This window comes from Actibacterium sp. D185-2, assembly GCF_054954595.1.
Window position 1 is genome coordinate 119,845 of sequence record NZ_JBPWNX010000002.1, and the last position, 24,942, is coordinate 144,786.

General features: G+C 66.5%; 28 protein-coding genes and 1 tRNA gene. 14 read left to right on the forward strand and 15 right to left on the reverse strand.

The window, feature by feature from the left end; all coding sequences use genetic code 11:
* Nucleotides 1-12 precede the first annotated feature (12 nt).
* A complete protein-coding gene (gene cysG / locus ACSR1C_RS04075; protein WP_460258064.1) occupies nt 13-1,431 on the forward strand; it encodes a siroheme synthase CysG in 1,419 nt (472 codons plus the stop codon).
* 27 nt (nt 1,432-1,458) lie between these two features.
* On the opposite strand, the gene ACSR1C_RS04080 is transcribed toward cysG, so the two are convergent.
* Nucleotides 1,459-2,649, reverse strand: coding sequence for a BaiN/RdsA family NAD(P)/FAD-dependent oxidoreductase (locus ACSR1C_RS04080; RefSeq protein WP_460258565.1), 1,191 nt, complete (start codon nt 2,647-2,649; stop codon nt 1,459-1,461).
* A gap of 188 nt (nt 2,650-2,837) precedes the next feature.
* Between ACSR1C_RS04080 and ACSR1C_RS04085 the strand changes: the two genes are divergently transcribed.
* From ACSR1C_RS04085 to ACSR1C_RS04095, 3 genes are all read left to right on the forward strand, one after another.
* Nucleotides 2,838-4,127 carry an aspartate aminotransferase family protein gene (locus ACSR1C_RS04085; RefSeq protein WP_460258065.1) on the forward strand — a complete coding sequence of 430 codons (1,290 nt, stop codon included), beginning with the start codon at nt 2,838-2,840 and terminating at the stop codon, nt 4,125-4,127.
* A gap of 138 nt (nt 4,128-4,265) precedes the next feature.
* Nucleotides 4,266-4,721, forward strand: coding sequence for a c-type cytochrome (locus ACSR1C_RS04090; RefSeq protein WP_460258066.1), 456 nt, complete (start codon nt 4,266-4,268; stop codon nt 4,719-4,721).
* A 3-nt stretch (nt 4,722-4,724) separates the two neighbouring features.
* Nucleotides 4,725-5,327: a cytochrome b/b6 domain-containing protein gene (locus ACSR1C_RS04095; protein WP_460258067.1), complete on the forward strand. Its 603-nt coding sequence runs from the start codon at nt 4,725-4,727 to the stop codon at nt 5,325-5,327.
* Nucleotides 5,328-5,333: 6 nt separating this feature from the next.
* On the opposite strand, the gene ACSR1C_RS04100 is transcribed toward ACSR1C_RS04095, so the two are convergent.
* Nucleotides 5,334-5,657 (reverse strand): HesB/IscA family protein, encoded by a 324-nt coding sequence (locus ACSR1C_RS04100; protein ID WP_460258566.1) that lies wholly within the window; start codon nt 5,655-5,657, stop codon nt 5,334-5,336.
* 83 nt (nt 5,658-5,740) lie between these two features.
* Here ACSR1C_RS04100 and ACSR1C_RS04105 point away from each other — a divergent pair, with 83 nt between their 5' ends.
* The 8 genes from ACSR1C_RS04105 (at nt 5,741) to ACSR1C_RS04140 (ending at nt 14,298) form a co-directional block, all read left to right on the forward strand.
* Entirely contained in the window at nt 5,741-6,886 is a 1,146-nt protein-coding gene (locus tag ACSR1C_RS04105) for a deoxyguanosinetriphosphate triphosphohydrolase (RefSeq protein ID WP_460258068.1), read from the forward strand.
* 61 nt (nt 6,887-6,947) lie between these two features.
* Nucleotides 6,948-8,786, forward strand: coding sequence for a cation:proton antiporter (locus tag ACSR1C_RS04110; protein WP_460258069.1), 1,839 nt, complete (start codon nt 6,948-6,950; stop codon nt 8,784-8,786).
* A 51-nt stretch (nt 8,787-8,837) separates the two neighbouring features.
* Nucleotides 8,838-10,583, forward strand: a complete 1,746-nt coding sequence (argS, locus tag ACSR1C_RS04115) for an arginine--tRNA ligase (RefSeq protein ID WP_460258070.1) — start codon at nt 8,838-8,840, stop codon at nt 10,581-10,583.
* An 87-nt stretch (nt 10,584-10,670) separates the two neighbouring features.
* Nucleotides 10,671-11,639, forward strand: coding sequence for an SPOR domain-containing protein (locus ACSR1C_RS04120; RefSeq protein WP_460258071.1), 969 nt, complete (start codon nt 10,671-10,673; stop codon nt 11,637-11,639).
* A complete protein-coding gene (gene nagZ / locus ACSR1C_RS04125) occupies nt 11,636-12,649 on the forward strand; it encodes a beta-N-acetylhexosaminidase (protein WP_460258072.1) in 1,014 nt (337 codons plus the stop codon). The genes ACSR1C_RS04120 and nagZ overlap by 4 nt, the downstream gene beginning before the upstream one ends.
* Complete coding sequence (locus ACSR1C_RS04130; RefSeq protein ID WP_460258073.1) at nt 12,642-13,427, forward strand: segregation and condensation protein A; 786 nt, start codon at nt 12,642-12,644, stop codon at nt 13,425-13,427. The genes nagZ and ACSR1C_RS04130 overlap by 8 nt, the downstream gene beginning before the upstream one ends.
* Nucleotides 13,424-14,068 (forward strand): SMC-Scp complex subunit ScpB, encoded by a 645-nt coding sequence (gene scpB, locus ACSR1C_RS04135; RefSeq protein ID WP_460258074.1) that lies wholly within the window; start codon nt 13,424-13,426, stop codon nt 14,066-14,068. The genes ACSR1C_RS04130 and scpB overlap by 4 nt, the downstream gene beginning before the upstream one ends.
* Before the next feature lie 14 nt (nt 14,069-14,082).
* Entirely contained in the window at nt 14,083-14,298 is a 216-nt protein-coding gene (locus tag ACSR1C_RS04140) for a hypothetical protein (protein WP_460258075.1), read from the forward strand.
* Nucleotides 14,299-14,397: 99 nt separating this feature from the next.
* Here ACSR1C_RS04140 and ACSR1C_RS04145 read toward each other — a convergent pair whose 3' ends face one another.
* The 8 genes from ACSR1C_RS04145 to ACSR1C_RS04180 form a co-directional block, all read right to left on the reverse strand.
* Entirely contained in the window at nt 14,398-15,495 is a 1,098-nt protein-coding gene (locus ACSR1C_RS04145) for a 2'-deoxycytidine 5'-triphosphate deaminase (RefSeq protein ID WP_460258076.1), read from the reverse strand.
* A gap of 61 nt (nt 15,496-15,556) precedes the next feature.
* A tRNA-Pro gene (locus ACSR1C_RS04150) sits at nt 15,557-15,633 on the reverse strand.
* A gap of 75 nt (nt 15,634-15,708) precedes the next feature.
* On the reverse strand, nt 15,709-16,485 hold the full coding sequence (locus tag ACSR1C_RS04155) for a MerR family transcriptional regulator (RefSeq protein ID WP_462573431.1): 777 nt from the start codon (nt 16,483-16,485) through the stop codon (nt 15,709-15,711).
* 6 nt (nt 16,486-16,491) lie between these two features.
* A complete protein-coding gene (gene ihfA, locus ACSR1C_RS04160; RefSeq protein WP_460258078.1) occupies nt 16,492-16,794 on the reverse strand; it encodes an integration host factor subunit alpha in 303 nt (100 codons plus the stop codon).
* A 94-nt stretch (nt 16,795-16,888) separates the two neighbouring features.
* Complete coding sequence (locus ACSR1C_RS04165) at nt 16,889-17,860, reverse strand: beta-ketoacyl-ACP synthase III (protein ID WP_460258079.1); 972 nt, start codon at nt 17,858-17,860, stop codon at nt 16,889-16,891.
* Entirely contained in the window at nt 17,861-18,964 is a 1,104-nt protein-coding gene (gene plsX, locus ACSR1C_RS04170; protein WP_460258080.1) for a phosphate acyltransferase PlsX, read from the reverse strand.
* A 30-nt stretch (nt 18,965-18,994) separates the two neighbouring features.
* Nucleotides 18,995-19,201 carry a 50S ribosomal protein L32 gene (gene rpmF, locus ACSR1C_RS04175; RefSeq protein WP_460258081.1) on the reverse strand — a complete coding sequence of 69 codons (207 nt, stop codon included), beginning with the start codon at nt 19,199-19,201 and terminating at the stop codon, nt 18,995-18,997.
* 153 nt (nt 19,202-19,354) lie between these two features.
* Nucleotides 19,355-19,942, reverse strand: a complete 588-nt coding sequence (locus tag ACSR1C_RS04180; protein WP_460258082.1) for a YceD family protein — start codon at nt 19,940-19,942, stop codon at nt 19,355-19,357.
* Between the two features lie 82 nt (nt 19,943-20,024).
* On the opposite strand from ACSR1C_RS04180, the gene ACSR1C_RS04185 reads away from it, so the two are divergent.
* Nucleotides 20,025-20,486: an outer membrane protein assembly factor BamE gene (locus ACSR1C_RS04185; protein ID WP_460258083.1), complete on the forward strand. Its 462-nt coding sequence runs from the start codon at nt 20,025-20,027 to the stop codon at nt 20,484-20,486.
* 6 nt (nt 20,487-20,492) lie between these two features.
* On the opposite strand, the gene msrB is transcribed toward ACSR1C_RS04185, so the two are convergent.
* The gene (msrB, locus tag ACSR1C_RS04190; RefSeq protein WP_460258084.1) at nt 20,493-20,888 is read right to left on the reverse strand and encodes a peptide-methionine (R)-S-oxide reductase MsrB; all 396 of its coding nucleotides are present in this window, start codon (nt 20,886-20,888) and stop codon (nt 20,493-20,495) included.
* Between the two features lie 110 nt (nt 20,889-20,998).
* On the opposite strand from msrB, the gene ACSR1C_RS04195 reads away from it, so the two are divergent.
* Nucleotides 20,999-21,736, forward strand: a complete 738-nt coding sequence (locus ACSR1C_RS04195) for a GNAT family N-acetyltransferase (RefSeq protein ID WP_460258085.1) — start codon at nt 20,999-21,001, stop codon at nt 21,734-21,736.
* 3 nt (nt 21,737-21,739) lie between these two features.
* On the opposite strand, the gene ACSR1C_RS04200 is transcribed toward ACSR1C_RS04195, so the two are convergent.
* Genes ACSR1C_RS04200 through ACSR1C_RS04215 form a run of 4 tightly spaced genes read right to left on the reverse strand, consistent with a single transcriptional unit; the run spans nt 21,740 to nt 24,899 of the window.
* Nucleotides 21,740-22,924: a vWA domain-containing protein gene (locus ACSR1C_RS04200; protein ID WP_460258086.1), complete on the reverse strand. Its 1,185-nt coding sequence runs from the start codon at nt 22,922-22,924 to the stop codon at nt 21,740-21,742.
* A 3-nt stretch (nt 22,925-22,927) separates the two neighbouring features.
* The gene (locus ACSR1C_RS04205) at nt 22,928-23,092 is read right to left on the reverse strand and encodes an apolipoprotein acyltransferase (protein WP_460258087.1); all 165 of its coding nucleotides are present in this window, start codon (nt 23,090-23,092) and stop codon (nt 22,928-22,930) included.
* Complete coding sequence (locus ACSR1C_RS04210; RefSeq protein ID WP_460258088.1) at nt 23,089-24,444, reverse strand: DUF2927 domain-containing protein; 1,356 nt, start codon at nt 24,442-24,444, stop codon at nt 23,089-23,091. Before ACSR1C_RS04210 ends, ACSR1C_RS04205 begins: the two co-directional genes overlap by 4 nt.
* 8 nt (nt 24,445-24,452) lie before the next feature.
* Nucleotides 24,453-24,899, reverse strand: coding sequence for a GNAT family N-acetyltransferase (locus tag ACSR1C_RS04215; RefSeq protein WP_460258089.1), 447 nt, complete (start codon nt 24,897-24,899; stop codon nt 24,453-24,455).
* Between the last annotated feature and the right edge of the window lie 43 nt (nt 24,900-24,942).

The window sequence follows — 24,942 nt, forward strand, 5'->3', positions numbered from 1 at the left end:
AGGAGAGATGCGATGAAGACCTTTCCGATGTTTCTGACCATGGCCGGGCGCGATGTGGCGATCGCGGGCGGCGGCGAGCAGGCGGCGCAAAAGGCGCGGCTGATGCTGAAAACCGAGGCGCGGCTGACCCTGCTGGCGCCCGAGCTGGACGACGAGCTTCAGGCGCTGGTCGATGCGGGCCGCGCGCGCCATCACGCGGGACCGGTCACGCCGGCGCAGTTCGCCGGCTGCGCGCTGGTCTTCATCGCCACCGGCTGTGCCGAAACCGACGCCGCGCTGCATGCGGTGGCGAAAGCGGCGGGTGCCGTGGTCAATGTGGTCGACCGGCCCGATCTGTGCGACGCGATCACGCCCTCGATCGTGGACCGCGACCCGGTTGTGGTGGCGATCGGCACCGAAGGCACCGCGCCGGTGCTGGCGCGCCAGATCAAGACCCGGATCGAAACCATGCTGGAGCCGCGCCTGGGGGCCTTCGCCGCACTTGCGGGCCGGATGCGTGGCGCGGTGGCGTCCCGCGTGGCGGCAGAGGATCGGCGCGCCTTTTGGCGTTGGGCGTTTGCGGATGCGCCGCGCCAGCTGCACGCCGCCGGGGCCGAACGCGATGCCGCCCGCGCGCTGAAGGCCGCGATTGCGGCGGGGCGCGCGCCCGACAGCGGCGATGCGCCCGGCATGATCAGCCTGGTCGGCGCGGGCCCCGGTGCGCGCGATCTGCTGACCCTGCGCGCGGTGCAACGGTTGCAGGAGGCCGATATCATCTTCTACGACCGGCTGGTGGAGCCCGAGGTGCTGGAACTGGCCCGCCGCGATGCGGAACGGGTGTTTGTGGGCAAGGCCGTGGGTGCCTGCGCCTGGCCGCAGGACCGTATCGACGCGGTGGTGGTGGCGGCCGCGAAACAGGGCAAGCGGGTGGTGCGGCTGAAAAGCGGCGATCCGTGCATCTTCGGCCGCGCGGGCGAGGAACTGACCGCCGCCCGCGCTGCGGGGCTGACGGTGGAGCTGGTGCCGGGCGTGACCGCGGCCACCGCCGCCGCCGCCGCCGTGGGCCAGTCGCTGACCGAACGCGGCCAGACCGACCGGGTGGTGTTCGCCACCGGCACCTGTCGGGATGGCGACGATGCGCCCGACTGGGGCCAGACCCTGCAGCCGGGCACCACGCTGGCGCTGTATATGGGCGTGCGGCAGGCGGCCGAGATCAGCCGCAATCTGATGGCGGCGGGGGTGTCCGCCGATGCGCCGGTCGACATCATCTGCGCGGCCTCGACCCCGCAGCAGCGCCATGTGACGGCGCGGCTGGGCAGCCTGGCAGACACGATCCGCGACGAAGGCGTATCCAACCCCGCGATCCTGTTGGTGCGCCGCCCCAAGGCAATGATGGTCGAGCAGGTCGCGGGCGTTCCGGACGATACGGCGCGGCTGTGTGCGGTGGGGTAACGCCCATCCGCAACGTCCGTTTCCCCGTTACGGACCCGCGATTGCCGTGCCCGCCGCATGGGCCGAGGACCAGGCCCATTGGAAATTGTAACCGCCCAGCCAGCCGGTCACATCCACCACCTCGCCGATGAAATAGAGGCCCGGCACGGTCCTGCTTTCCATCGTGCGGGCATTCAGCCCATCGGTATCGATCCCGCCCAGCGTGACCTCGGCGGTGCGGTAGCCTTCGGACCCGGTCGGGGTGAGGTGCCAGTCGCTGAGCGCCAAGGCCAGTTCGCGCAGCTTTGTGTCGGAAAAATCGGCCAGATTGCCGGTCAGGTTCAGCCGCTCGGTGGTGAAGACGGCCAGCCGGTTGGGCAGAAGCGTGGCCAGCATGGTGGCGACGGATTTGCGCCCGGCCTCGGCCCGGCGGGTGCGAAGCTGCGCAAACAGGTCGGCGTTGGGCGACAGGTTCAGGGTGATCGCATCACCGTCGCGCCAATAGCTGGAGATTTGCAAGATCGCCGGGCCCGACAGCCCGCGATGGGTGAACAGCACCGCCTCGTCAAAGCTGGCACCGTTGCAGCCGACGCGGGCGGGCAGGGCGGCGCCGGCCAGCGGCCGGAACAGATCGCCGAAGGTCAGCGGCACCAGCGCGGGGCGGGTTTCGGTGACCGCATGGCCGAACTGCTGCGCCACCTGATAGCCGAAACCGGTCGCGCCCATCTTCGGGATCGACTTGCCGCCGGTGGCGATCACCAGTGCGCGGGCGGCGATGCGCTGCCCGTTCGACAGGGTGACGGCAAAGCCGCTGTCGGTTCTGGCGATCTCGGTGGCGGCGGTTTGCAGCAGCAGTTCGGCCCCTGCGCGCGCGGCCTCATCCAGCAGCATCCGCACGATATCCTTGGCGGAATTGTCGCAAAACAGCTGGCCCAGCGTCTTTTCGTGCCAGGGGATGGCGTGGCGCGCCAGCAGGTCGATGAAATCCCACTGGCTATAGCGGGCCAGCGCCGATTTGGCGAAATGCGGATTTTGCGACAGATAGTTGCCGGCGCCCGCGTGCAAATTGGTGAAATTGCAGCGCCCGCCGCCCGAGATGCGGATCTTTTCACCCGCCGCGCGGGCATGATCGACGATCAGAACCCGCCCGCCGCGCGCACCGGCAAAGGCCGCGCACATCAGCCCGGCGGCGCCGGCGCCCAGGATTAGCGTGTCGGTATGTCGGGTCGTGGTTTGCATCATGGCCGCAGATGCGCGCGCGGCGGTGGCGGCGTCAAGCCATCTGCCGCGTGATCGGGCAGGGTGGCGGGAAATTTCACCGCTGCCGCCCCGGCGGGCGGGAATTTTCGCGCCGCCGCCGGGTTTGCGATTTCCATTCCCGCCCCAGCGGCTAGCATCGGCGGACCCATAACCCGAAGGTCCCCGCCATGAGCTCCGATTTCCTGACCCGTGCCGCCAATTCGATGATCCGCTTCGGCGGCGATTATTTTCCGTACAAGATCGCCTCGGCCAAGGGCACGGTGATGGTGGACGCGGACGGGCGCGAGATCCTCGATTTCACCTCGGGGCAGATGAGCGCGGTGCTGGGCCATGCCCATCCCGAAATCGTGGAAACCGTCTGTGAAACCGTGGCCCGGCTGGCGCACCTGAATTCGGTCATGCTGTCCGAGCCCGTTCTCGCGCTGGCCGAGACGCTGACCGCCACGCTGCCCGACGGGCTGGACCGTGCGCTGTTGCTCAGCACCGGCGGCGAATCCAACGAGGCGGCGATCCGCATGGCCAAGCTTTATACCGGCGGGTTCGAGGTGGTCAGCTTTTCGACCTCGTGGCACGGGATGACGGGTGCGGCGGCTGCGGCGACCTATGCGGCCGGGCGGCGCGGATACGGGCCGGTGGCGCCGGGCAATTTCGCCATTCCCGCGCCGAACGCGTACCGCCCGCGCTTTCCCGGTTTCGATCTGGACTGGCGTGCCGAGCTGGACGATGCCTTCGCCCAGATCGACCGGCAATCGACCGGCGGGCTGGCCGCGTTCATCGCCGAGCCGATCCTCAGCACCGGCGGCATCATCGATCTGCCCGCAGGCTATCTGACCGCGCTGCGCGACCATTGCCACAGGCGCGGGATGCTGCTGATCCTGGACGAGGCGCAGACCGGCATCGGCCGCACCGGGCTGATGTATGCGTTCGAACGCGACGGGATCGTGCCCGACATCCTGACACTGTCCAAGACGCTGGGCGCGGGGCTGCCGCTGTCGGCGGTGGTAACCAGCGCCGAGATAGAGGCCGAATGCCACAAGCGCGGTTTTCTGTTCTACACCACCCATGTGTCCGACCCGTTGCCGGCGGCGGTGGGGCTGAAAGTGCTGGAAATCGTCGCGCGCGATAATCTGGTTCAGGCCGCGCGCGACCGGGGCGCGCAGCTGGAGGCCGGGCTGCGCGATCTGATGCAGCGCCACGCCTGTGTGGGCGATGTGCGCGGGCGCGGCCTGTTACTGGGGCTGGAACTGGTCGCGGACCGCGCGACCAAAGCGCCGGGACAGGATCTGGGCGCGACGGTCACCCAGGGCTGCACCGAACGCGGGTTAAGCATGAATATCGCCAACCTGCCGGGGATGATGAGCGTCTTTCGCATCGCCCCGCCGCTGACCGTCAGCCCGGCCGAGATCGACAGCGCGCTGGGCATTCTGGATGCGGCGATCGGGGCGGCGCGTGGCTGACACTGCGACGCAGGGCCGCATCAATAAACGCGAATGTGTGCATCTGTCTCATGGAAATATTACGCAGATATGCGACGATTTGGGCTGTGAGCGCCGTGTAACAGCGGTGAAACCCATTTAGCAAAGCGGAGCCTTCCCATGCGCGCAGTCCTTTTTTCCACCCTTCTGGCCGGTCTTCCCCTGATGGCCGTGGCCGAACCGATTGACGATGCGATCGCCGCCCGCCAGGGCTATTTCAAATTGCTGGGCGCCGAGATGGGCGCGCTGGTGCCGATGGTGAAGGGCGAGGTCGATTACAGCCCCGAGGCGGCGCAGTTGCATGCCGACAATCTGGCGGCCCTGGTCCGCTATAACACGGGCCACCTGTGGGCCATGGACAGCTCGAAAGCCGACAAGCCCGGCAAGACCCGCGCCGAGGCGGTGATCTGGCAGGACATGGACGGGTTCAAGGGCAAAGGCATGGCGCTGGCCGAGGCCGTGGCCATGCTGCAGGACACAGCCGCCGACGGGCAGGGCGCGCTGGGCAAGGGCGTGGCCGGGGTCGGCGGCACCTGCAAGGGCTGCCACGACGATTACCGCGCCAAGGATTTCTGATCCATGCGCAGCCCGCCCAGAACCGCCACCACACCCGAGCGCGTCAGGCTTTGGGATCCGTTGCTTCGCCTGTTCCACTGGGCGCTTGCGGTCTGCGTGATCGTGGGCTGGGGGCTGGGCAAGTTCGGCCCCGACGTGATGACGCTGCATTTCTATTTCGGGTATGCGGTGATCGGGCTGCTTGGCTTCCGTCTGGTCTGGGGTCTGATCGGCCCCGGACCGGCCCGGTTTTCGCAGTTCCTGTACGGCCCGCGCGCCACGCTGGATTACGCCCGCCACCTGCGCGACCGGACCCCGAGCTATTGGCCGGGGCACAACCCGTTGGGGGCGATCTCGGTCTTTGTGTTGCTGGGGCTGTTGGTGGCACAGGTCGCGACGGGCCTTGTGGCCGACCCCGAGGATTACATCAATGTGGGGCCGCTGGCCGACCGGGTCAGCACCGCAACCTCGCGCAGCGCCACCGCCTGGCATGAAACCCTCAGCAGTCTGATCGCGCTGATGGTGGTGGTGCATGTGGCGGCGATTGCGTTCTATAAGCGCTGGAAGGGCGAGGATCTGATCCGCCCGATGATCACCGGCTGGAAACAGGTGATCCGCCGCGACTGAAGGCCCTTACATCGAAAAGCTGGTGCCGCAGCCACACGAAGCCGTGGCATTGGGGTTCTCGATCACGAACCGCGCGCCGATCAGTTCCTCGGTAAAGTCGATCACCGCATTGGCCAGAAACGGCAGAGAGACGGAATCGACCACCACCTTTTCGCCCGCGCCTTGCAGCACCAGATCGTCCTGGGCCACGGCATCCAGCTTGATTTCATACTGAAAGCCGGAACATCCGCCGCCTTCGACGGCCACGCGCAGGGCCTTGCCGTCGGCACCCGCGCCGATCTCGGCCAGCCGGGCGAAGGCGCGCTCGGTCACTTTGGGGGGCAGGGTCAGGTTCATGGCGAAAATCCCGTATCATCTTGGCGACATCTTCAATATATGAACGCAGGCAAGCGGCGACAAGCAGAGGCGACAACATGCTGGCACCCTATGCCTGCGATCCGGCGCAGACGCGCGGGCGGCTGTACCCCGAAGAGGAAAGCACGTTCCGGTCCTGTTTTCAACGCGATCGCGACAGGATCATCCATGCGTCGGCCTTTCGGCGGCTCAAGCACAAGACCCAGGTCTTCATCGAGCATGAGGGCGATTATTTCCGCACCCGCCTGACCCATTCGATCGAGGTGGCGCAGGTGGCGCGGACGATTTCCAATGTGCTGGGGCTGAACCTGGAACTGACCGAAGCGGTGGCGCTGGCCCATGATCTGGGCCACACGCCCTTTGGCCATACGGGCGAGGATGCGCTATCGGCGCTGATGGCGCCCTATGGCGGGTTCGACCATAACGCCCAGGCGATCCGCATCGTCACCCGGCTGGAACGGCATTATGCCGAATTCGACGGGCTGAACCTGACATGGGAAACGCTGGAAGGCATCGCCAAGCATAACGGCCCGGTCACCGGCGATCTGCCCTATGCGCTGGCCGAATATAATGCGGTGCACGACCTGGAATTGCACACCTATGCCTCGGCCGAGGCGCAGGTGGCCGCGCTGGCCGATGACATCGCCTATAACAACCACGACCTGCATGACGGGCTGCGGGCCGAGCTGTTCTCGACCGATGAGCTGGCCGAACTGCCGGTGCTGGGCGGCTGTTTCGCCGAGGTGGACCAGATCTATCCGGGCCTGAACTATTACCGCCGCCGGCACGAGGCGCTGCGCCGGTTCTTCGGCATTCTGGTGTCGGATGTGATGGAGGTGGCCAAGGCGCGGCTGGCCGAACTGGACCCGCAATCGCCGCATGACATCCGCATGGCCGGCCGGCCGATGGTGCAGTTCACGCCGGATCTGTGGGAGCAGCTGAAGGTGATCCGTAATTTCCTGTTCGAGCGCATGTACCGCGCGCCCAGCGTGGTGGTGATGCGCACGCAGGTGACCGCGATGATCAATGACCTGTTCCCGCTGTTCATGGTCAATCCCGAACTGCTGCCCAAGCAGTGGCGCAAGGATGTGGAATCGGCGCGCGACGAGACCGAGCTGGCCCGGATCGTGGCCGATTACATCGCCGGCATGACCGACCGGTTTGCGATGCAGGAACATGCCCGTCTGTTGGGGGACGGCGCGTGACGCTTGTGCGGCCCGGCCGATTGATCGAAGCTGACCGCGCGCAGCAAGGAGTATGAGGATCATGGCAGTGGCCGCGGACGGGGCGTTGGCGCCGATAATGGTTTTCGCGCTGGTGGGGGCGCTGGGCGTGGGGTCGCAATGGCTGGCCTGGCGGATGCGGATGCCGGCCATCGTGCTGATGCTGGCCGCCGGTCTGATCGTCGGGCCGGTTTTGGGCCTGTTCGATCCTGCGCGCGATATCGGGCCGCTGCTGGGGCCGATGATTTCCATCGCCGTGGCGATCATCCTGTTCGAGGGCGGGATGACGCTGAACCTGCACGGGTTGCGCGATGCCGCGACCGGGGTGCGTCGGCTGGTGGTGATCGGGGCGCCGCTGGGCTGGCTTTTGTCGGCGCTGGCGCTGCGTTATGTCGCCGGGCTGGGCTGGGCCGCTTCGGCGGTGTTCGGCGGCATCATGATTGTGACCGGCCCCACGGTGATCGCGCCGCTGCTGCGCCAGGCGCGGCTGAAACGCCGCCCCGCCCAGTTGTTGCAGTGGGAGGCGATCGTCAACGACCCGGTCGGCGCGCTGGCCGCGGTGCTGGCCTATGAGGTGGTGCTGGTGTTGCAGACCGCCACCACGGCGGGGCATGCGCTGATTGAACTGGTGATCGGCGTGGTGGTCGCGGCGGCGCTGGGCGCCTTGGGCGGCTGGGGGCTGTCGGCGGCATTCCGGCGGGCCTGGGTGCCCGAATACATGAAGGTGCCGGTGCTGTTTGCACTGCTGCTGGTGGTCTTTGCGCTGTCGGATGCGGTGCTGCATGAAAGCGGGCTGCTGGCAGTCACGATCATGGGGCTTTACATCGCGAATGCCGACCTGCCCAGCTATACCGAGCTGCGCCGCTTCAAGGAACATGCCACCGTGCTGCTTGTGTCCGGGGTGTTCATCCTGCTGGCCGCGTCGATGAAGGTTGAAAGCCTGGCCATGCTGGACTGGCGCGCGGGCGCGTTCGTGCTGGCGGTGATCCTGGTGGCGCGGCCGGTGACGGTGCTGGTGTCGCTGATCCGCACCGATGTGCCCTGGCGCGAGCGGCTGCTGGTCGCGCTGACCGGCCCGCGCGGCGTCGTGCTGGTGGCGGTGGCGGGGCTGTTCGGTGACCGGCTGGCCGGGCTTGGTATCACCGATGGCGCCCGGATCGGGCCGCTGGCCTTTGCGCTGGTGGCGGCCACGGTGGTGTTGCACGGCTTTACCCTGACACCGCTGGCGCGGGCGCTGGGCCTGGCCGGGGCCGAGGTGCCGGGCGTTCTGCTGGTCGGCGGGTCGCGCTGGGCGACCGGCCTGGCCGAGGCGCTGAAAAAGGCCGAGGTGCCGGTGCTGATCGTCGATGCCAACCGCGCCCGACTGCGCGGCGCGCGCGAGATGGGCCTGCCCACCTTCTTTGGCGACATCCTGTCCGAGGCGGCCGAGCACGGGGTCGAGATCATGAGCTATGGCAAGGTGATCGCCGCCACCGACAACGACGCCTATAACACGCTGGTCGCCACCGATCTGGCACCGGAATTCGGCCGCGAGAATGTCTTTCAGCTCAAGCGCGCCAAGCAGGACAGCACCCGCCACGCGCTGCCCGCCACGCTGGGCGGGCGGGCGTTGGGCGCGGGGCAGGGTTATTACGAGCTGAACCGCCTGATTTCCGAAGGATGGACCTTTCGCGTGCCGCGCCTGACCGAGGAATTCACCCTGGCGCAATGGCGCGAAAAGAACCCCGAGGCGATGCTGCTGGGCCGGATCGCGCCCGGTGGCGGGCTGCGCCTGCTGTCCGAAGGCGAAGAGTTTCGCGCCATCCCCGACACACGGCTGATCGTCATGATGCCGCCCGAGCCGGAGATCGCGGCAAAGCCGCAGGGCAACCCCGGCCATTGACGCCCGCCACCCCCGTGGTAAACCGCCGGACAACGACAGGATGGCCGGAACATGAACCTATTTACCGAACTGCGTGCGCTTGTGATCGACAGCCTGACCGCGATGGTGGCCGAAGGCGTGCTGCCCGAGGGGCTGGATTTTGCCAATGTGACGGTGGAGCCGCCGCGTGACGCGGCCCACGGCGATATGGCGACCAATGCCGCGATGGTGCTGGCCAAGCCCGCCGGGGTAAAGCCGCGCGACATCGCCTCTATCCTGGCCGGCCGACTGGAAGAGGACCCGCGCGTGGCCTCGGCGCAGGTCGCGGGGCCGGGGTTCCTGAACCTGCGGCTGGCGGCACAGGTTTGGCAGGGCGTGGTGCGCGCCGCGCTGCAAACCGGCACCGAATTCGGCCGCTCGACCATGGGGCAGGGCGCGCGGGTGAATGTCGAGTTCGTCTCGGCCAACCCGACCGGCCCGCTGCATGTGGGCCATACCCGCGGTGCGGTGTTCGGCGATGCGCTGGCCAGCCTGCTGGGCTATGCGGGCTATGACGTGACTCGCGAATACTACATCAACGATGGCGGGGCGCAGGTCGATGTGCTGGCCCGCTCGGTCTATCTGCGCTATCTGGAAGCGCATGGCGAGGCGGTCGAATTTCCCGATGGCACCTATCCCGGGGAATATCTGATCGAGGTCGGCGCGGCCCTGGCCGAAGAGGTCGGCACCGTCTATGTCGATCAGCCCGAAGAGGTCTGGCTGGCCGAAATTCGCGACTATGCGACCGACAAGATGATGGATCTGATCCGCGCCGATCTGGCCGCGCTTGGCGTCGAGATGGACGTATTCTTTTCCGAGAAAGCGCTTTACGGCACAGGCCGGATCGAGGCCGCGCTGAAGGCGCTGGACGACAAGGGCCTGATCTATGAAGGCGTGCTGGAGCCGCCCAAGGGCAAGATGCCCGAAGATTGGGAACCGCGCGAGCAGACCCTGTTCCGTTCGACCCTGCATGGCGACGACGTGGACCGCCCGGTCAAGAAATCCGATGGCGCCTGGACCTATTTCGCGCCCGACATCGCCTATCATTATGACAAGATCGAGCGCGGCTTCGACGCGCTGATCGACGTGTTCGGCGCCGATCACGGCGGCTATGTCAAACGGATGAAGGCGGCGGTATCGGCGTTGTCGGACGGGCGCGTGCCGCTGGATATCAAGCTGACGCAGCTGGTGCGGCTGTTCAAGAACGGCGAGCCCTTCAAGATGTCGAAAAGAGCCGGCAATTTCGTCACCCTGCGCGAGGTGGTCGATCAGGTCGGCACCGATGTGACCCGCTTCGTGATGCTGACGCGCAAGAACGACGCGCCGTTGGATTTCGACTTCGACAAGGTGCTGGAACAATCCCGCGACAACCCGGTCTTCTATGTGCAATACGCCCATGCGCGGGTCTGTTCGGTGCTGCGCAAGGCGGGCGAGGCCGGGATCGCGGTCGAGGATACCACCCTGGCGGCGGCCGATCTGGCCCGGCTGGATCACGAGGCCGAACTGGTCGTGGCCCGCAAACTGGCCGAATGGCCGCGTCTGGTTGAAATCGCGGCCCGCACGCACGAGCCGCACCGGGTGGCCTTCTACCTTTACGAACTGGCATCCGAACTGCACGGGTTGTGGAATCGCGGCAACGAACTGCCTGCGCTGCGCTTCGTGCAGGAAGGCGACAGCGCCGTGTCGCAGTCTAAAATCGCCCTCGCGCGGGCTGTTGCCGTTGTTATTTCCGCGGGTCTTGGTATTCTTGGCGTGACCCCGGTAGAGGAAATGCGCTGAGAAACAGGCGCAGACCGTTTGGGTGCTGGCAGGCAAGACTGGGTGGGCCGCGGGGTTTCTGCGCCGCCCAAGGGCAATGAGGCGGCGATGGCGCGCGCAAATTACGACGAATATGACACCCCGACCGCGCCTCCGGCGCGCGGCGCGCTGCAAACCGCGACCACCTGGGCCGGGGCGGTCACCTCGGTCGTGCTGGTCGTGGGGCTGGCGGTCTGGGGCTACCGGCTGACGGTGCGCGACGTGTCCGGCGTGCCGGTGGTGCGCGCGCTGGAAGGGCCGATGCGGATCGCCCCCGAGGATCCCGGTGGCAGCCAGGCCGATCATCAAGGGCTGGCGGTGAACCGCGTCGCCGCCGAGGGCGAGGCCGCGCCGCCCGCCGACCGCCTGCTGCTGGCACCGCGCCCGGTGGATTTGGCCGACGAAGACGCGCCGCGCGCCGATCTGCGCCCGCAGCCGCAGCTGAAACAGGCCGCCCCCGAACCCGCCACACCCCCGGCAGAGACCACGATTACCGCCCCCGATCCGGTGACCGCCGCAGTGGCGCTGGCAATGGCGGAGGAGCGCGCGCCGCAAGACAGCCCGGCCGAGCTTGAAATCGCCGACACCCTTGCGACATCTGACGAAACAGCCCCCGAAGACACAGATTCGACCCGGCTGGTTCCGGACCCTGTGCCCGGTGTGGTGTCGTCGCCCCGCCCCCGGCCGCGCCCCGAGGGCGATCTGGCCGCCCGTGCCGCGATCAACGCCGTGACCGCCGCCGCCACCCCCGCCAAGCCCGAAGAGCTGGCCGCCAGCGCGGTTCTGCCCGGCACCAATCTGGTGCAGCTCGGCGCCTTCGACAGCGCCGATGTGGCCCGCGCTGAATGGCAGCGGCTGTCGTCGCGTTTCGACAGCCTGATGGATGGCAAGCAGCGCCTGATCCAGTCGGCGGTCAGCGGTGGGCACACCTTCTATCGGCTGCGCGCCGTGGGCTTTACCGACATTTCCGACGCGCGCCGCTTCTGCGCCGCCCTGACCGCCGAAAAGGCCGATTGCATCCCGGTGGTGGCACGGTGAGCCTTGCCGGGGCAGGGGCGTATTTCTTCGGCTGTGCGGGCACGACCCTGACGGATGCCGAACGCCGCTTTTTCACCGAAGCCGACCCGCTGGGCTTTATCCTGTTTGCCCACAATATCCGGACCCCCGACCAGCTGCGCCGCCTGACCGGCGATCTGCGCGCCTGTCTGGGGCGCGACGCGCCGATCCTGATCGATCAGGAAGGCGGGCGGGTACAGCGCATGGGCCCGCCGCACTGGCGTCAGTGGTTGCCCCCGCTTGACGAGGTGCGCGCCGCTGGCCCGCGCGCGGGCGATGTGCTGCGCCTGCGCTATCAGTTGATCGCGGCCGAGCTGCGCGCGGTCGGGATCGACGTGAACTGCGCGCCCTGCGCCGATATCGCCCGCGACGTGACCCACCCGGTGCTGCGCAACCGCTGTCTGGGCGAGGATGCGCAGACCGTCGCCGAAATGGCCCGCGCGGTGGCTGCGGGACTGCTGGCCGGCGGCGTCCTGCCGGTGATCAAGCATATGCCCGGGCACGGCGCCGCGACCGTGGACAGCCACCTGGCCCTGCCGCGCGTCGACCTGCCGCGCGACGCGCTGGAACAGGCGGATTTCGCCCCGTTCCGGGCGTTGGCCGACCTGCCGCTGGCGATGACGGCGCATGTGGTCTATGCCGCGATCGACGCGGAGGACCCGGCCACCACATCGCCCGCGATGATCGACCTGCTGCGCGGCGGGATCGGCTTTGACGGGTTTTTGATGAGCGATGACATCTCGATGCAGGCGCTGGCGGGCGACATGGCGACGCGCTGTGCGGCCACCCTGCGCGCGGGCTGTGACGCGGTGCTGCACTGCAACGGCGATCTGGCCGAAATGCAGATGGTGGCCGCGACCTGTGGTACCCTAAGCGACCGGGCCCAGGCCCGCGCCGCGGCCGCACTGGCGCTGTGCGGCGCGCCTGCGGGCGATATCGCTGCCCTGACCGCCGACTGGGACGCGCTGATGCGCGACCGGGCCGATGCCTGACCTGTTCGCCTCCGATCCCGACACGGTGGCCGAACGTCTGGCCGCCGAGGCGCTGATCGTCGATGTGGACGGGTTCGAGGGGCCGCTCGACCTGTTGCTGACGCTGTCGCGGACCCAGAAGGTGGACCTGCGCAAAATCTCGGTCCTGCATCTGGCCGAGCAATACTTGGCCTTTGTCGAAAAGGCCAAGGCGCTGCGGCTGGAACTGGCCGCCGATTATCTGGTGATGGCCGCCTGGCTGGCCTTCCTGAAATCGCGGCTACTTTTGCCGCCCGATCCCAATGACGCGGGCCCCTCGGGCGAAGAGCTGGCCGCGCATCTGGCGTTTCAGCTCGAACGGCTGCAGGCGATGCGCGATGCCGCGGCGCGGCTGATGGGGCGCGATCAGCTTGGGCGGGATGTCTTCGCCCGTGGCATCCCCGAGGATGTAACCCGTATCCGTCGCGTCAGCTATACCGCCACGCTGCTGGAACTGATGCAGGCCTATGCCCGGATCCGCACCCATGACGATTTCCGCCCCTTCGTGCTGGACCGCGACGCGATCCTCAGCATGGAACAGGCGCTGGACCGGATGCGCGGACTGATCGGCTATGCCGGGGACTGGACCATGCTGGCCAGCTATCTGCCCGAAGGCTGGCAAACCGATCCGGCGCGCCGCCGTTCGGCCACCGCCGCCACCTTCGCCGCCTCGCTGGAACTGGCCAAGCGCGGCGCGATCGAGATCCGGCAGGGCGACACCTTCGCCCCGATCCAGATTCGCGCCAAGGGGGGATTATGACCGAAGACCGGGAACAAAGCCTGTTCGAGGCGCCGCCGCTGGCCGAGCAGGAGCGCATGGTCGAGGCGATCCTGTTTGCCTCGGCCCAGCCGGTCACGGTGGCCGATCTGAACGCACGGATGCCGCATGGCTGCGACGCGGCCGAGGCGCTGGTGCTGCTGCGCAAACGCTATGACGGGCGCGGCGTGCGCGTCGTGCGGGTGGGCGACGCCTGGGCGATCCGCACCGCGCCCGACCTGGGTTTTCTGATGCAAAAGGAAACGGTCGAGACCCGCAAACTGTCGCGCGCGGCGATCGAAACCCTGGCGATCATCGCCTATCACGCCCCTGTCACCCGCGCCGAGATCGAAGAAGTCCGGGGCGTTTCCGTGTCGCGCGGCACCGTCGATCAGCTGCTTGAACTGGAATGGGTTCGCTTCGGCCGCCGGCGCATGACACCGGGCCGTCCGGTCACCTATGTTGTAACTCAGGCCTTCCTGGACCATTTTGGATTGGAAAGCGCCCGGGACCTGCCCGGTCTGAAAGAGTTGCGCGCCGCCGGGCTGCTTGAAAACCGCCCCTCCCCCGGCGCCCTGTCCGAGCGTGGGGAAGAGGGTGACGATGACGAGGATCAGGGCGATATGTTCGAAGACGACGCCTGAAAGGAGGCTCTGTCATGAATGCCGATCAGATGATCAACATGATCGTGAAGATGATCATGCGCAAAGCGGTCAACAAAGGGGTGAATACCGGGGTCGATCTGGCCACCCGGCGCGGAAAGTCCGACGATCAGTTGACCCCCGAAGATCGCGAACGCGCCAAGTCGGGTAAGGACATGGCCAAGCGGGCGCGCCAGGCGGCCAAACTTTCCCGCCGGATGGGAAAATTCTGACCGCCCGGCTTCTTCTCGGTGCAAATACTCCCGCCGGAGGCAAAACCTGAGCATCCGCAGGATGCGAGGCAAGAATAATGGCCCGGAACGGGCCGCTGTTCAGCCTGCCCTGAAATGCTTGCTCAGCTTCAGGCCCTGACCTTGATAGTTGGACGCGATCCCGGTGCCATACAGCTGGGCCGGGCGCCCGGCCATCCGCTCATAGACCAGCCGCCCGACGATCTGGCCATGTTCCAGCACGAAGGGCGCCTCGTGGCAGCGCACCTCCAGCACCCCGCGCGCCCCGGCGCCACCGGCGTCGGCATGGCCGAAACCGGGATCGAAAAAGCCCGCGTAATGCACCCGGAATTCCCCCACCATCGCCAGATAGGGCGCCATTTCGGCGGCGTAATCGGGCGGGATGCAGACCGCCTCGCGGCTGACCAGGATATAGAACGCGCCGGGATCAAGGATGATCCGCCCGTCGCGGGTGTGGATCGGCTCCCAATATTCCAGCGGGTCGTAATGGTCGATCAGATCCAGATCGATCACTCCGGTATGCGGCTTGGCGCGATAGCCGACCAGATCGCTGGTTTGCGGTTTCAGATCGACCGAAAAGCCCAGACCTTCGGAAATCACCGCCGGGCCGCCGGTGACCAGCGGCGTGACGGCGTGCAGCGCGGTCAGTTCGGCGTCGTCCAGCACCGCCTGGCCACGGCGAAACCGGATCTGGTTCAGCCGCATCCCCGGCCGGACCTTCACCGAAAACGAACGCGGGCAGATCTCGGCGTAAAGCGGGCCGGTATAGCCTTGGGGGATTCGGTCGAATTCGGTGCCGCCATCGGTGATGGTGCGGGTCAGCAGATCCAGCCGCCCGGTCGAGCTTTTGGCATTCGCCACAGCCTGTATATCATCGGGCAGCGCCAGGCGTTCCATCAGCGGCACGACATAGACGCAGCCCTTTTCCAACACCGCGTCATCGGTCAGATCAATGCGGTGCATCTCGAATTCGGTCAGCCGATCGGCCACGCTGCGGCCCGCCCCGGTCAGGAACGAGGCGCGGACGCGGTACGCCACATCGCCCAGCCGCAGGTCAAGCGAGGCGGGCTGCACCTGCGCGGGCAGAATTGCCGGGCTGCCGCTGATGGTGCCGGATTCGATCATCGCTTCGATGGTCTGGGCGGGCAGAACCCCGATTTCCGTAGTGTTCTGTGTCATGCGGCGCCCCCCATAAAGTCAAACCGCCCGACACCGATCACGGTGCGGGCGGATTTGATGTTGGTCGGGCTAGCAGGACTCGAACCTGCGACCTTCCGTCCCCCAGACGGACGCGCTACCAGGCTGCGCCATAGCCCGACGTGAGGCGCTTCATACCATTTCTGCGCGCGGGGGCAAGACGCAAATCCGGGAATCGGTGCAGGTTTACGCACCTCAGCTCAGGCGCTTTTGCAGGGCGGTCAGACGCGCCAGCGCCGCGGCCAGATACGGGCCGTGGGTCTGGCGCAGATGCCGCCGTGTGGCCGGATGGCGCAGCCGCGCGGTCAGTGGTGCGGGGCCGGGGGCGATGCTGTCCTCGACCGGATCGGCGGGCGGCAGATCGGCGCCCAGCGGGGGGCGGACGGCCACCGGGCCGAGGTCGAGCTCGGGCTGCAGGTCGGGCGTGGGGGCCGCGTCGGCGGGCGCGGGCTGCGACGCTTCGGCCTTTGGCGTTGGGGGCTGTTCGGGTGCGGCGGCGGGTTGTTCGGGCGCGGGGGCCGCAGGTGGCTGTTCGGCCTGTGGTGCGGGGGGCTCGGCCGGGATCAGCGGCACCACGTTGTCGGGGGCTGGGGCAGCTTCGGCATTTTCGTGCATCGGCGCCTCGGGCACGGTATCGGCCTGCGGTTCTTCCGGCTCCTGTTCGGCCCGGTCATCGACGACCAACCCGGATTCGAGCGGCTGCGACAGCGCGCAGACATGCTTAATACCCTGATCGCGCAGAATTTTCTGAACTCCTCGAATGGTAACCCCATCCTCGTGCAGCAGTTTCTTGAGCCCGCCCAGAAGCAACATGTCGGCAGGGCGGTAATAGCGCCGCCCGCCGGCGCGCTTGACCGGTTTGATCTGGCTGAAGCGGCTTTCCCAGAACCGCAGAACATGGGCCGGGGTATCCAGCCACTCGGACACCTCGCTGATGGTGCGGAAGGCGTCGCGGGACTTTTCCATCCTCAGGCGTCCTTATGCCTTGTTGCCTGCGGCAACCCGGTCCTTCATCAGATGCGAGGGGCGGAAGGTCAGCACCCGGCGCGGGTGAATGGGCACCTCTTCGCCGGTCTTGGGATTGCGGCCGACGCGGGCGGCCTTGCCGCGCACCGAGAAGGTGCCGAAGGATGAAATTTTGACTGTCTCGCCGGCGACCAGCGCGTCGGACATGTGTTGCAGCACACTTTCGACAAGCGCTGCGGATTCATTGCGCGACAGTCCGACCTCGCGGAACACGGCCTCGCTGAGATCCATACGGGTCAAGGTATTGCCTGCCATGTCGTTCCCCTGCAAATTTCTTGTCACTTAGATTGGGAAGAAAAGATTTCCGAGTCAATATCAACAGCTTGCGCAGTTGAGTTTGAGCGGTTCTTTACCAGCGCAGCACGACCGCGCCCCAGGCCAGCCCGCCACCGATCGCCTCGGTCACCACAAGATCACCGGGTTTGAGCCGGCCTTCGGCATTGGCCACCGACAGGGCCAGCGGAATCGACGCGGCCGAGGTGTTGCCATGGTCCTGCACGGTGACGATCACCCGGTCCATCGGCACCTGCATCCGCTGGGCGGTGGCCTTGATGATGCGCAGATTGGCCTGATGCGGCACGATCCAGTCCACATCGCCGCCCGACAGGCCGACCTTGTCCAGCGCGCGGTGGGCGGTATCGGCCAGCTTTTCGACCGCGTGGCGGAACACTTCCTTGCCCTGCATGTGCAGATGGCCGGTGACCCCGGTGGACACACCGCCATCGACATACAGAAGATCGCGATAACGCCCGTCGGAATTCAGATCGGTGGCCAGAATGCCGCGGTCATCGGTGCTGCCTTCGGCCTGTTGTGCCTCCAGCACCACCGCGCCGGCGCCGTCGCCGAACAGCACGCAGGTGCCACGGTCGGTCCAGTCCATCAGGCGGCTGAAGGTTTCGGCGCCGATCACCAGCACCCGGCGCGCCTGACCCGACAGGATCATGCCGTTGGCGTTGGACAGCGCGAACACGAACCCGGCGCAGACCGCCTGAATGTCGAAGGCAAAGCCGGTGGTCATGCCCAGCCCGTCCTGCACCATCGTGGCACAAGAGGGGAAGGTCAGATCGGCGGTCGAGGTGGCGACGATGATCGCGTCGATATCGTCCGGCGCCAGCCCGGCATTGGCCAGCGCGGCGCGGGCGGCGCGGGTCGCCAGATCCGAGGTTTTTTCGCCATCGGCCGCGAAATGGCGCCGCTCGATCCCCGAGCGCGACCTGATCCATTCATCCGATGTTTCCAGCGTCTCGGCAAAGACGCTGTTGGGTACGATTTTTTCGGGCAGGTAGTGCCCCACACCCCTGACCACGGCCCGTATTGTCATTCAGAGTCTTTCGTTATTGGCCCCGTCGTGGGGGGCATCCTGACGCGGGGCGGTGGCGGACGCAACCCGTGCCGCCAACCGCTCGGAGAAACCGGACTGGCCCAGTTTGAAGGCCAGTTTCACCGCCGCCGAAACCCCGGTGGCGTCGGCCGACCCATGCGATTTGATCACGGTGCCGTTGAGCCCCAGAAACACGCCGCCATTCACCTGGCGCGGGTCGATTCGTTTCGACAGGCGGCGCATCGAGGTATAGGCCAGCAGCGCCGCGATGCGCGACAGGGGCGAATATTTGAATGCCTCTTTCAGCAGGTCGCTGATCAGCTTGGCAATGCCTTCGGCGGTTTTCAGCGCGACATTGCCGGTGAAGCCGTCGGTGACGATCACGTCGACGCGATCCGACGGGATGTCGCCGCCTTCGACGAAACCGACGAAATCGAAATCGTTGGCCGGGGCGGCGGCGGCGATCAGGTCATGCGCGACCTTCAGCTCGGCGCGGCCCTTGTGCTCTTCGGTGCCGACATTCAGCAGGCCGATGCGCGGATGCGGCAGGGCCAGGCCGTTGCGGGCGTAAGAGGCCCCCATCAGCGCGAATTGCAACAGATCCTGTTCGTCGGCGCGGATATCGGCGCCGACATCCAGCATCAGGTTGAAGCCGCCGGGATTGCGCGACGGCCACAGACAGGCGATGGCGGGGCGGTTGACGCCGGGCAGCTTGCGCAGCCGCACCATCGACAGCGCCATCAGCGCGCCGGTGTTGCCGCACGAAACGCAGACCGCGGCCTCGCCGTTGCGCACGCTTTCGATCGCCGACCACATCGACGTGCCCTTGCCGCGCCGCATGACGTGGCTGGGCTTTTCGTCCATGGTGACGATGCCGTCGGCATGGCGGATTTCGCAGCGACCGACCAGTTGCCGACGCTTGGCGACAAGCCGTTTCAACTCATCCTCGGGACCGTGCAGGATGAAGCGGATATCCGGGTTCTTGCCGGCGGAACGCGCAACGCCGGCGACAACCGCCGCCGGCCCGCGATCCCCACCCATCGCGTCCACCGAGATAACGGTGCGCGGCGCAGGTTTTTCTGCCAGTTCTGTATCTGAAGCCATGGTCAGGCGCGTTGCCCCGGTCAGGGGGGCTTACGCCGCGTCTTCGTCCAGGTCGATCTCGTCAGCCTGAGCGACGATCTGACGATCATCGTAATGGCCGCAGGAGGCGCAGACGTGATGCGGGCGCTTCAACTCGCCGCAATTGGGGCACTCGGCCGGATTGCCCGGAACCAGTGCATCGTGCGAGCGACGGTTGCCGCGGCGCGACCGCGTGATTTTATTCTGAGGGACAGCCATGTCACAACCTCGGTGTTTCGGGCACAGACGCCCTTGTATTTTCAGGAAATGGGCGACGTCATCGCCTGTGCGGCAAGCCGCTCTGCCCATCATGTAAACGAGGCCGGGAACATACCCGGATTCGGTGTCGGCGCAAGTGTTTTCTGTGGCGGCCTAATCGCCCCCGTTCTCGTCCCCATCCTCACCGCCGTCCGGCGTGTCGCCGCGCAGCCGGTCGCGCAGCGCCGCAAGCCCGGCCAGCGGCTTGGCATCTTCGTCGTGCATGGGTGCCGTGCCGGGTGCGCTGAACACCGCCTCGCCCAGTTCGGCCCCTTCGGCGCGCGGATAAAGCGGCAGGTTCAGCGCCAGCGCCTCTTCCATCACCTGGTTCAGATCAAGCAGCGGGGGCAGGGGCTCGGCGCTGTCATCCTCGGGCATCTCGACCTCGTCACCCTCAGGCTGATCGGGCATTTCGGCCAGATAGCGGCGGATGACATCGGTGTCGATCCGGGTGGTGACCGGGGTCAGCGTGACCACGCAGGGCTGGCCCACGGTGGCGCCCAGCCGCGCCGCGAGCCGCCAGTCGGCGCGGCCCTCGGGGACGATCTGGCCGCGGAAGCTGAGCTTGCGCAGCGCCAGCAGTCCCAGCCGCGCCGCAATCGCCGCACGCGCGGCGGCATCGGGGGTCAGCGCAAAGGCATAGGGCTTGCCCGGCGGCAAGGCGGCCAGGCGCAGGGCGGTGGTCTGGGGGGCATCGGTCACGGCGCACGTTCCATTCTTGAACCGGGGGCATTCCTTCTGTAAGCCGGATACGAGGCAAAATGCGGCATGGCAAGAGGTGGGGATGCAAAACGCCCGTGGGATACGGAAGCTGGCACTGGCGGGCGCTTTGACGCTGGCGCTGGTCGGCTGCACGTCCATCTATCAAAGACACGGCTTTGCCCCGACGCAGGGCGAGCTGGACAACATCATCATCGGTGTCGATACCCGCGACACCGTGGGCGAAACCGTCGGCCCGCCCTCGGTGTCGAGTCTGGTGCAGGAAGACGCCTGGTACTATGTCGAAAGCGTTCGCAAGACCCGCGGCCCCCTGGCCCCCGAGGAAGTGAGCCGCAATCTGGTGGCGATCTCCTTCGATCCGGCCGGCACCGTGCGCAATATCGAGGTTCTGGGCCTTGAGGATGGCCGCGTGGTGACACTGAACCGCCGGGTCAGCGACGACAACCTCAAGGGCATTTCGTTCCTGCGTCAGCTTCTGGGCAATGTCGGCAACTTCTCGGCCGAGCAGATCCTGAACGAGCAATAGGCCGCGCTAGCCTTCGGGTTCGAAGGTCAGCGCCACGCCGTTGAGACAATAGCGCAGCCCGGTCGGTTCGGGCCCGTCGGGAAAGACATGACCCAGATGCGCGGCGCAGCGGGCGCAATGCACCTCGGTGCGGCGCATGAACCAGCTGCGATCCTCGCTTTCGCCCACGAAATCGGGATCGGCCGGCGCATAGAAGCTGGGCCAGCCGGTGCCGCTGTCGAATTTGGTGGCCTGATCGAACAGCGGCGCGCCGCAGCAGACGCAATGGAACATGCCCGGCTCTTTCGGGAAGTCGTCATGGCTGAAGGCGCGTTCGGTGCCGTGCTTGCGCGTGACCTTATAGGCCAGCGGCGACAACTGATTGCGCCAGTCTTCGTCGCTCTTTTCGATCTTCTCGCTCATGTGGTATCCCCTGTCTGTCAAATCGTTGTCACATCTTGTGTGATATGGCCTGTCCACCATATTTAGGCGTGTGGACGCAATCCGCCAGTTCTTGAGAGGAGCACGGGGCCATGCTGTCATTGCGCAAGGGACGCTATGCCGCCCGGTTCGCCGAAGGCCCTGCCGACATCGCCGCCGCGCAACAGTTGCGCACGCTGACCTTCCGGGGCACCGGGGCCGCGCGGGATGCGGATGCGTTCGACGGGCTGTGCCAGCACATTCTGGTCGAAGAGGTCAAAAGCGGCACGCTGGTCTGCTGTTTCCGCCTGCTGCCGCTGCGCGGCGGGGCAGAGATCGGCCAAAGCTATTCGGCCCAGTATTACGAGCTGTCGGGGCTTGAAAGCTTCGCCGGTCCCATGGTCGAGATGGGCCGCTTCTGCATCCACCCCGACTGGCGCGATCCCGATATCCTGCGCGTGGCCTGGGGCGCGATGACCCGATATGTCGATGACGAAGGCGTGGAAATGCTGTTCGGCTGTTCCTCGTTCAAAGGGACCGAGGCCGAGGATTACATGGACGCCTTCGCCCTGCTGAAGGAAAAGCATCTGGCGCCCAAGCGGTTTCTGCCGCGGATCAAGGCGCCCAACGTGTTCCGCTTCGCCCAGAAGCTGCGGCTGTGCAAACCCGACGCCAAACGCGCGATGCTGGGGATGCCGCCCTTGTTGCGGACCTATCTGATCATGGGCGGCTGGGTCAGCGATCACGCGGTGGTGGACCGCGACCTCAACACGCTGCATGTGTTCACCGGGCTGGAAATCAACGCCATTCCGCCGGCGCGCAAGCGCCTGCTGCGGGCCGGATCGGCCTAACCGCTATTTGCTGAGCGCCTTCATCCCGCGTTCGATCCCTTGCAGGGTCATCGGCACCATCTGATCCTCGAAAATATCGCGGATCATCTGGACCGATTGGGTATGGGCCCAATATTGCTCGGGCACCGGGTTCAGCCACAGGTTGGCGGGCCATTTTTCGCGCGCGCGTTTCAGCCAGACCTGGCCGGGCTCTTCGTTCCAGTGCTCGTTCGCGCCGCCGGCATAGGCGACCTCGTAGGGCGACATCGACGCATCGCCGACGAAGATGCACTTATAGTCCGGCCCGTAGGTGTTCAGCACCTCCCAGGTGGGGGTCTGCGCATCCCAGCGCCGCAGGTTGTCACGCCACACACCTTCGTACAGGCAGTTGTGGAAGTAGTAATATTCCAGATGCTTGAATTCTGACCGCGCCGCGGAAAACAGCTCTTCCACCAGCTTGATATGCGGATCCATCGAGCCGCCCACATCCAGAAACAACAGTACCTTGACCGCGTTGCGCCGCTCGGGGCGGGTTTTCACGTCCAGATAGCCGTGATCGGCGGTGGCGCGGATCGTGCCGTCCAGATCCAGTTCCTCATGCGCGCCGTCGCGGGCCCAGCGGCGCAGCCGCTTCAGCGCCACCTTGATGTTGCGGGTGCCCAGTTCGACCGTATCGTCCAGATTGCGGAATTCGCGCTTGTCCCAGACCTTGACCGCGCGCTTGTGGCGGCTTTCGGACTGGCCGATGCGCACGCCTTCGGGGTTGTAGCCATAGGCGCCGAAGGGCGAGGTGCCGGCGGTGCCGATCCATTTGTTTCCGCCCTGATGCCGGCCCTGCTGTTCGGCCAGTCGCTGTTTCAGGGTCTCCATCAGCTTGTCGAACCCGCCAAGCGCCTCGATTTCGGCTTTCTCTTCGTCGGTCAGGTGTTTCTCGGCCATTTTTTCCAGCCAGTCGGCGGGCAGGGCGACCGCCTCCAGCACATCGTCGAGGGCGATCGCGTCCAGCCCTTCGAACGTCTTGGCGAAGGCGCGGTCGAAGCGGTCGAGATTGCGCTCGTCCTTCACCATGGCGGTGCGGGCAAGGTAATAGAAACCTTCGATGTCATAGGTGACCAGCCCCAGCTTCACCCCTTCCAGAAACCCCAGATATTCGCGCAGGCTGACCGGCACCCCGGCGTCGCGCAGATTTTGGAAGAAGGGCAGGAACATCGGTCAGGCCATACGTTCGATGATGATGGTCAGGATCATTCCCAGCAGGCCGAAGGCAATGGCGAATCCGACCGCATACTGGGCGATGTCGAACCCGGTTCCCTTGCGGCGTCGGGCCAGCAGCCCGCCCCAAAGCGCGCCGATGATAGCGCCTGCGATCACGATCATGAATGCCGTCTCCCCGGGCTGAGCGCCGCGATTTCCTGCAACCGCGCGCGCACTTCGCTGTCAGAGCCGAAGCCATATCGCGCCCAGCCCAGACTGTCGAGCCGCACGGCGCTGGCCTCGGCCGGGCGGTTCAGCTGATCCAGTGCCTCTGCCTTGATCATCAGCATGGTGGCCAGCAGGGCAGCGTTTTCATTGGCCACGACCGGCGCCAGATTGGTGTTGATGATCGCCAGCGCGACCTCGGCCTGACCGGCCGAAAGCGAGAACGCGGCCAGATGCATCGCCACATGCGCCTTGTGCACCTCGGTGCCAGGGCGGGCGGAATAGATCTTGTCGGCCTCCAGAAACGCGGCCAGCGACAGTTCGGCATCGGTGGCCAGCGTCAGCCGCCCCAGCGCGAACAGGCTGAAGCCGGTGCGGGTGTCGTTCCAGCCGCGCGCCCTGGCGATCGTCACCGCATGTTGCGCGGCGCTGCGGCGGCGCGAGGGCGTGGTGCCCGGGCCAAGCGCGGTCTCGATCGCGGCGATCCAGTCGCGGGTGGTGGGCGCAGAGGGGCCGGCGCCGCCGTGCTGGCCCGCCGGGTTCAGCCGTGCCAGCAGCGCGGGCAGGCGGGCGGCCACCTGTTCGCGGGTCATGCCGTTGGCCAACTCGGGTGCGTAATAGGTGCGCAGGATCAGCATGTCGAACCCGGTCAGCACGGTGTGGAAATTGTCGTCGTTGAAGATGCTGTCGGGCAGGCTGTAGAGATCGTTGAGCGGCCCCAGCGCCTGGGCCAGCTCTTCGTGCAGGCAGTCGCGCACCTCCTGCGGGCTGACATCCGAGGGCAGGAAGATCGCGGCGCGGGTGCGGCTGTCCAGCGTGGTCCAGTCCACCGCGGCCGAGCGGCGCGCGCGCTTGTATTCGGACCAGCTCGATACGCGCGGGACCACGAAACAGGCGGCCTGGGGCACCAGCCGCTGCAGTTCGATCCGGGGCAGGGCCTGAATCGTGATGTTGCCGTGTTCGCCGGGCGCGGCACGGCTGATGTCGATCCGGGCTTCGCGTCGCAGCCGGGCCAGAAGCGCGGCCAGATCGGGGCCCAGGCTGCTGGGCGCACCGGGCGCGACCTGTACCCGTACCGGCCCCTTGAACCGGGTCATGAAGGGCACCGGGCGGCCGCTTTCCATCAGGAAGCTCAGATCCAGAAAATCCTGCGCGATGGCGGCGTTCGAGCGCGCGGGCGGCGTGATGCGCGGCGCCGAAAACGTTTTCATCGGCGGCAGCGCGACAACCTGTCGGCGCGGCACCTCGGTCGCGGGCGGCGGTGCGCAGGCGGCCAGCGCCAGACAGGCCACAAGGATGAAACGCAGCATCACCGTGACTACCTTCGCGTATATTTGATGAACGGGGTCTTCTGGCCGACCCGATCGTACAGCCGCCGCGCGGTGGCGTTGTCCTCCTGCGTCAACCAATAGACGTTAGGTGCACCGGCGGCGTCGGCGGCGGCATAGACCGCCTCGATCAAGGCGCGTCCGATGCCGGTGCCGCGCACCTGAGGATCGGCATAGAGGTCCTGCAGATAACAGACTTTTTCCACCTTCCAGCCATGGCGGTGAAACAGGTAATGCGCCAGCCCCACCGGCCGGCCGTCCAGCACTGCCAGCAGCCCGTGGAAAGTATGCGGATCGTCCCCCAGCAGCCGGGAAAAGCTGCTTTTATAGACCTCCTCGGACACCGAAGAGTGATAGAATTCAAGGTACTCTGTCCACAAGCGACGCCATTCGGGGTGGTCGCTTTCGGTCAGTGGGCGGATGATCAGATCGCGCATGGGCGGGACTTTGTTCAACTAGGTATCTTTCACGTTACACACA

Excerpts from the sequence above, each read along its gene's own strand:
- cysG (WP_460258064.1), top strand. The coding sequence starts at position 13 with ATGAAGACCTTTCCGATGTTTCTGACCATGGCCGGGCGCGATGTGGCG.
- ACSR1C_RS04080 (WP_460258565.1), bottom strand. The coding sequence starts at position 2,649 with ATGCAAACCACGACCCGACATACCGACACGCTAATCCTGGGCGCCGGC.
- ACSR1C_RS04085 (WP_460258065.1), top strand. The coding sequence starts at position 2,838 with ATGAGCTCCGATTTCCTGACCCGTGCCGCCAATTCGATGATCCGCTTC.
- ACSR1C_RS04090 (WP_460258066.1), top strand. The coding sequence starts at position 4,266 with ATGCGCGCAGTCCTTTTTTCCACCCTTCTGGCCGGTCTTCCCCTGATG.
- ACSR1C_RS04095 (WP_460258067.1), top strand. The coding sequence starts at position 4,725 with ATGCGCAGCCCGCCCAGAACCGCCACCACACCCGAGCGCGTCAGGCTT.
- ACSR1C_RS04105 (WP_460258068.1), top strand. The coding sequence starts at position 5,741 with ATGCTGGCACCCTATGCCTGCGATCCGGCGCAGACGCGCGGGCGGCTG.
- ACSR1C_RS04110 (WP_460258069.1), top strand. The coding sequence starts at position 6,948 with ATGGCAGTGGCCGCGGACGGGGCGTTGGCGCCGATAATGGTTTTCGCG.
- argS (WP_460258070.1), top strand. The coding sequence starts at position 8,838 with ATGAACCTATTTACCGAACTGCGTGCGCTTGTGATCGACAGCCTGACC.
- ACSR1C_RS04120 (WP_460258071.1), top strand. The coding sequence starts at position 10,671 with ATGGCGCGCGCAAATTACGACGAATATGACACCCCGACCGCGCCTCCG.
- ACSR1C_RS04130 (WP_460258073.1), top strand. The coding sequence starts at position 12,642 with ATGCCTGACCTGTTCGCCTCCGATCCCGACACGGTGGCCGAACGTCTG.
- scpB (WP_460258074.1), top strand. The coding sequence starts at position 13,424 with ATGACCGAAGACCGGGAACAAAGCCTGTTCGAGGCGCCGCCGCTGGCC.
- ACSR1C_RS04140 (WP_460258075.1), top strand. The coding sequence starts at position 14,083 with ATGAATGCCGATCAGATGATCAACATGATCGTGAAGATGATCATGCGC.
- ACSR1C_RS04145 (WP_460258076.1), bottom strand. The coding sequence starts at position 15,495 with ATGACACAGAACACTACGGAAATCGGGGTTCTGCCCGCCCAGACCATC.
- ihfA (WP_460258078.1), bottom strand. The coding sequence starts at position 16,794 with ATGGCAGGCAATACCTTGACCCGTATGGATCTCAGCGAGGCCGTGTTC.
- ACSR1C_RS04165 (WP_460258079.1), bottom strand. The coding sequence starts at position 17,860 with ATGACAATACGGGCCGTGGTCAGGGGTGTGGGGCACTACCTGCCCGAA.
- plsX (WP_460258080.1), bottom strand. The coding sequence starts at position 18,964 with ATGGCTTCAGATACAGAACTGGCAGAAAAACCTGCGCCGCGCACCGTT.
- rpmF (WP_460258081.1), bottom strand. The coding sequence starts at position 19,201 with ATGGCTGTCCCTCAGAATAAAATCACGCGGTCGCGCCGCGGCAACCGT.
- ACSR1C_RS04185 (WP_460258083.1), top strand. The coding sequence starts at position 20,025 with ATGCAAAACGCCCGTGGGATACGGAAGCTGGCACTGGCGGGCGCTTTG.
- msrB (WP_460258084.1), bottom strand. The coding sequence starts at position 20,888 with ATGAGCGAGAAGATCGAAAAGAGCGACGAAGACTGGCGCAATCAGTTG.
- ACSR1C_RS04195 (WP_460258085.1), top strand. The coding sequence starts at position 20,999 with ATGCTGTCATTGCGCAAGGGACGCTATGCCGCCCGGTTCGCCGAAGGC.
- ACSR1C_RS04200 (WP_460258086.1), bottom strand. The coding sequence starts at position 22,924 with ATGTTCCTGCCCTTCTTCCAAAATCTGCGCGACGCCGGGGTGCCGGTC.
- ACSR1C_RS04205 (WP_460258087.1), bottom strand. The coding sequence starts at position 23,092 with ATGATCGTGATCGCAGGCGCTATCATCGGCGCGCTTTGGGGCGGGCTG.
- ACSR1C_RS04210 (WP_460258088.1), bottom strand. The coding sequence starts at position 24,444 with ATGCTGCGTTTCATCCTTGTGGCCTGTCTGGCGCTGGCCGCCTGCGCA.
- ACSR1C_RS04215 (WP_460258089.1), bottom strand. The coding sequence starts at position 24,899 with ATGCGCGATCTGATCATCCGCCCACTGACCGAAAGCGACCACCCCGAA.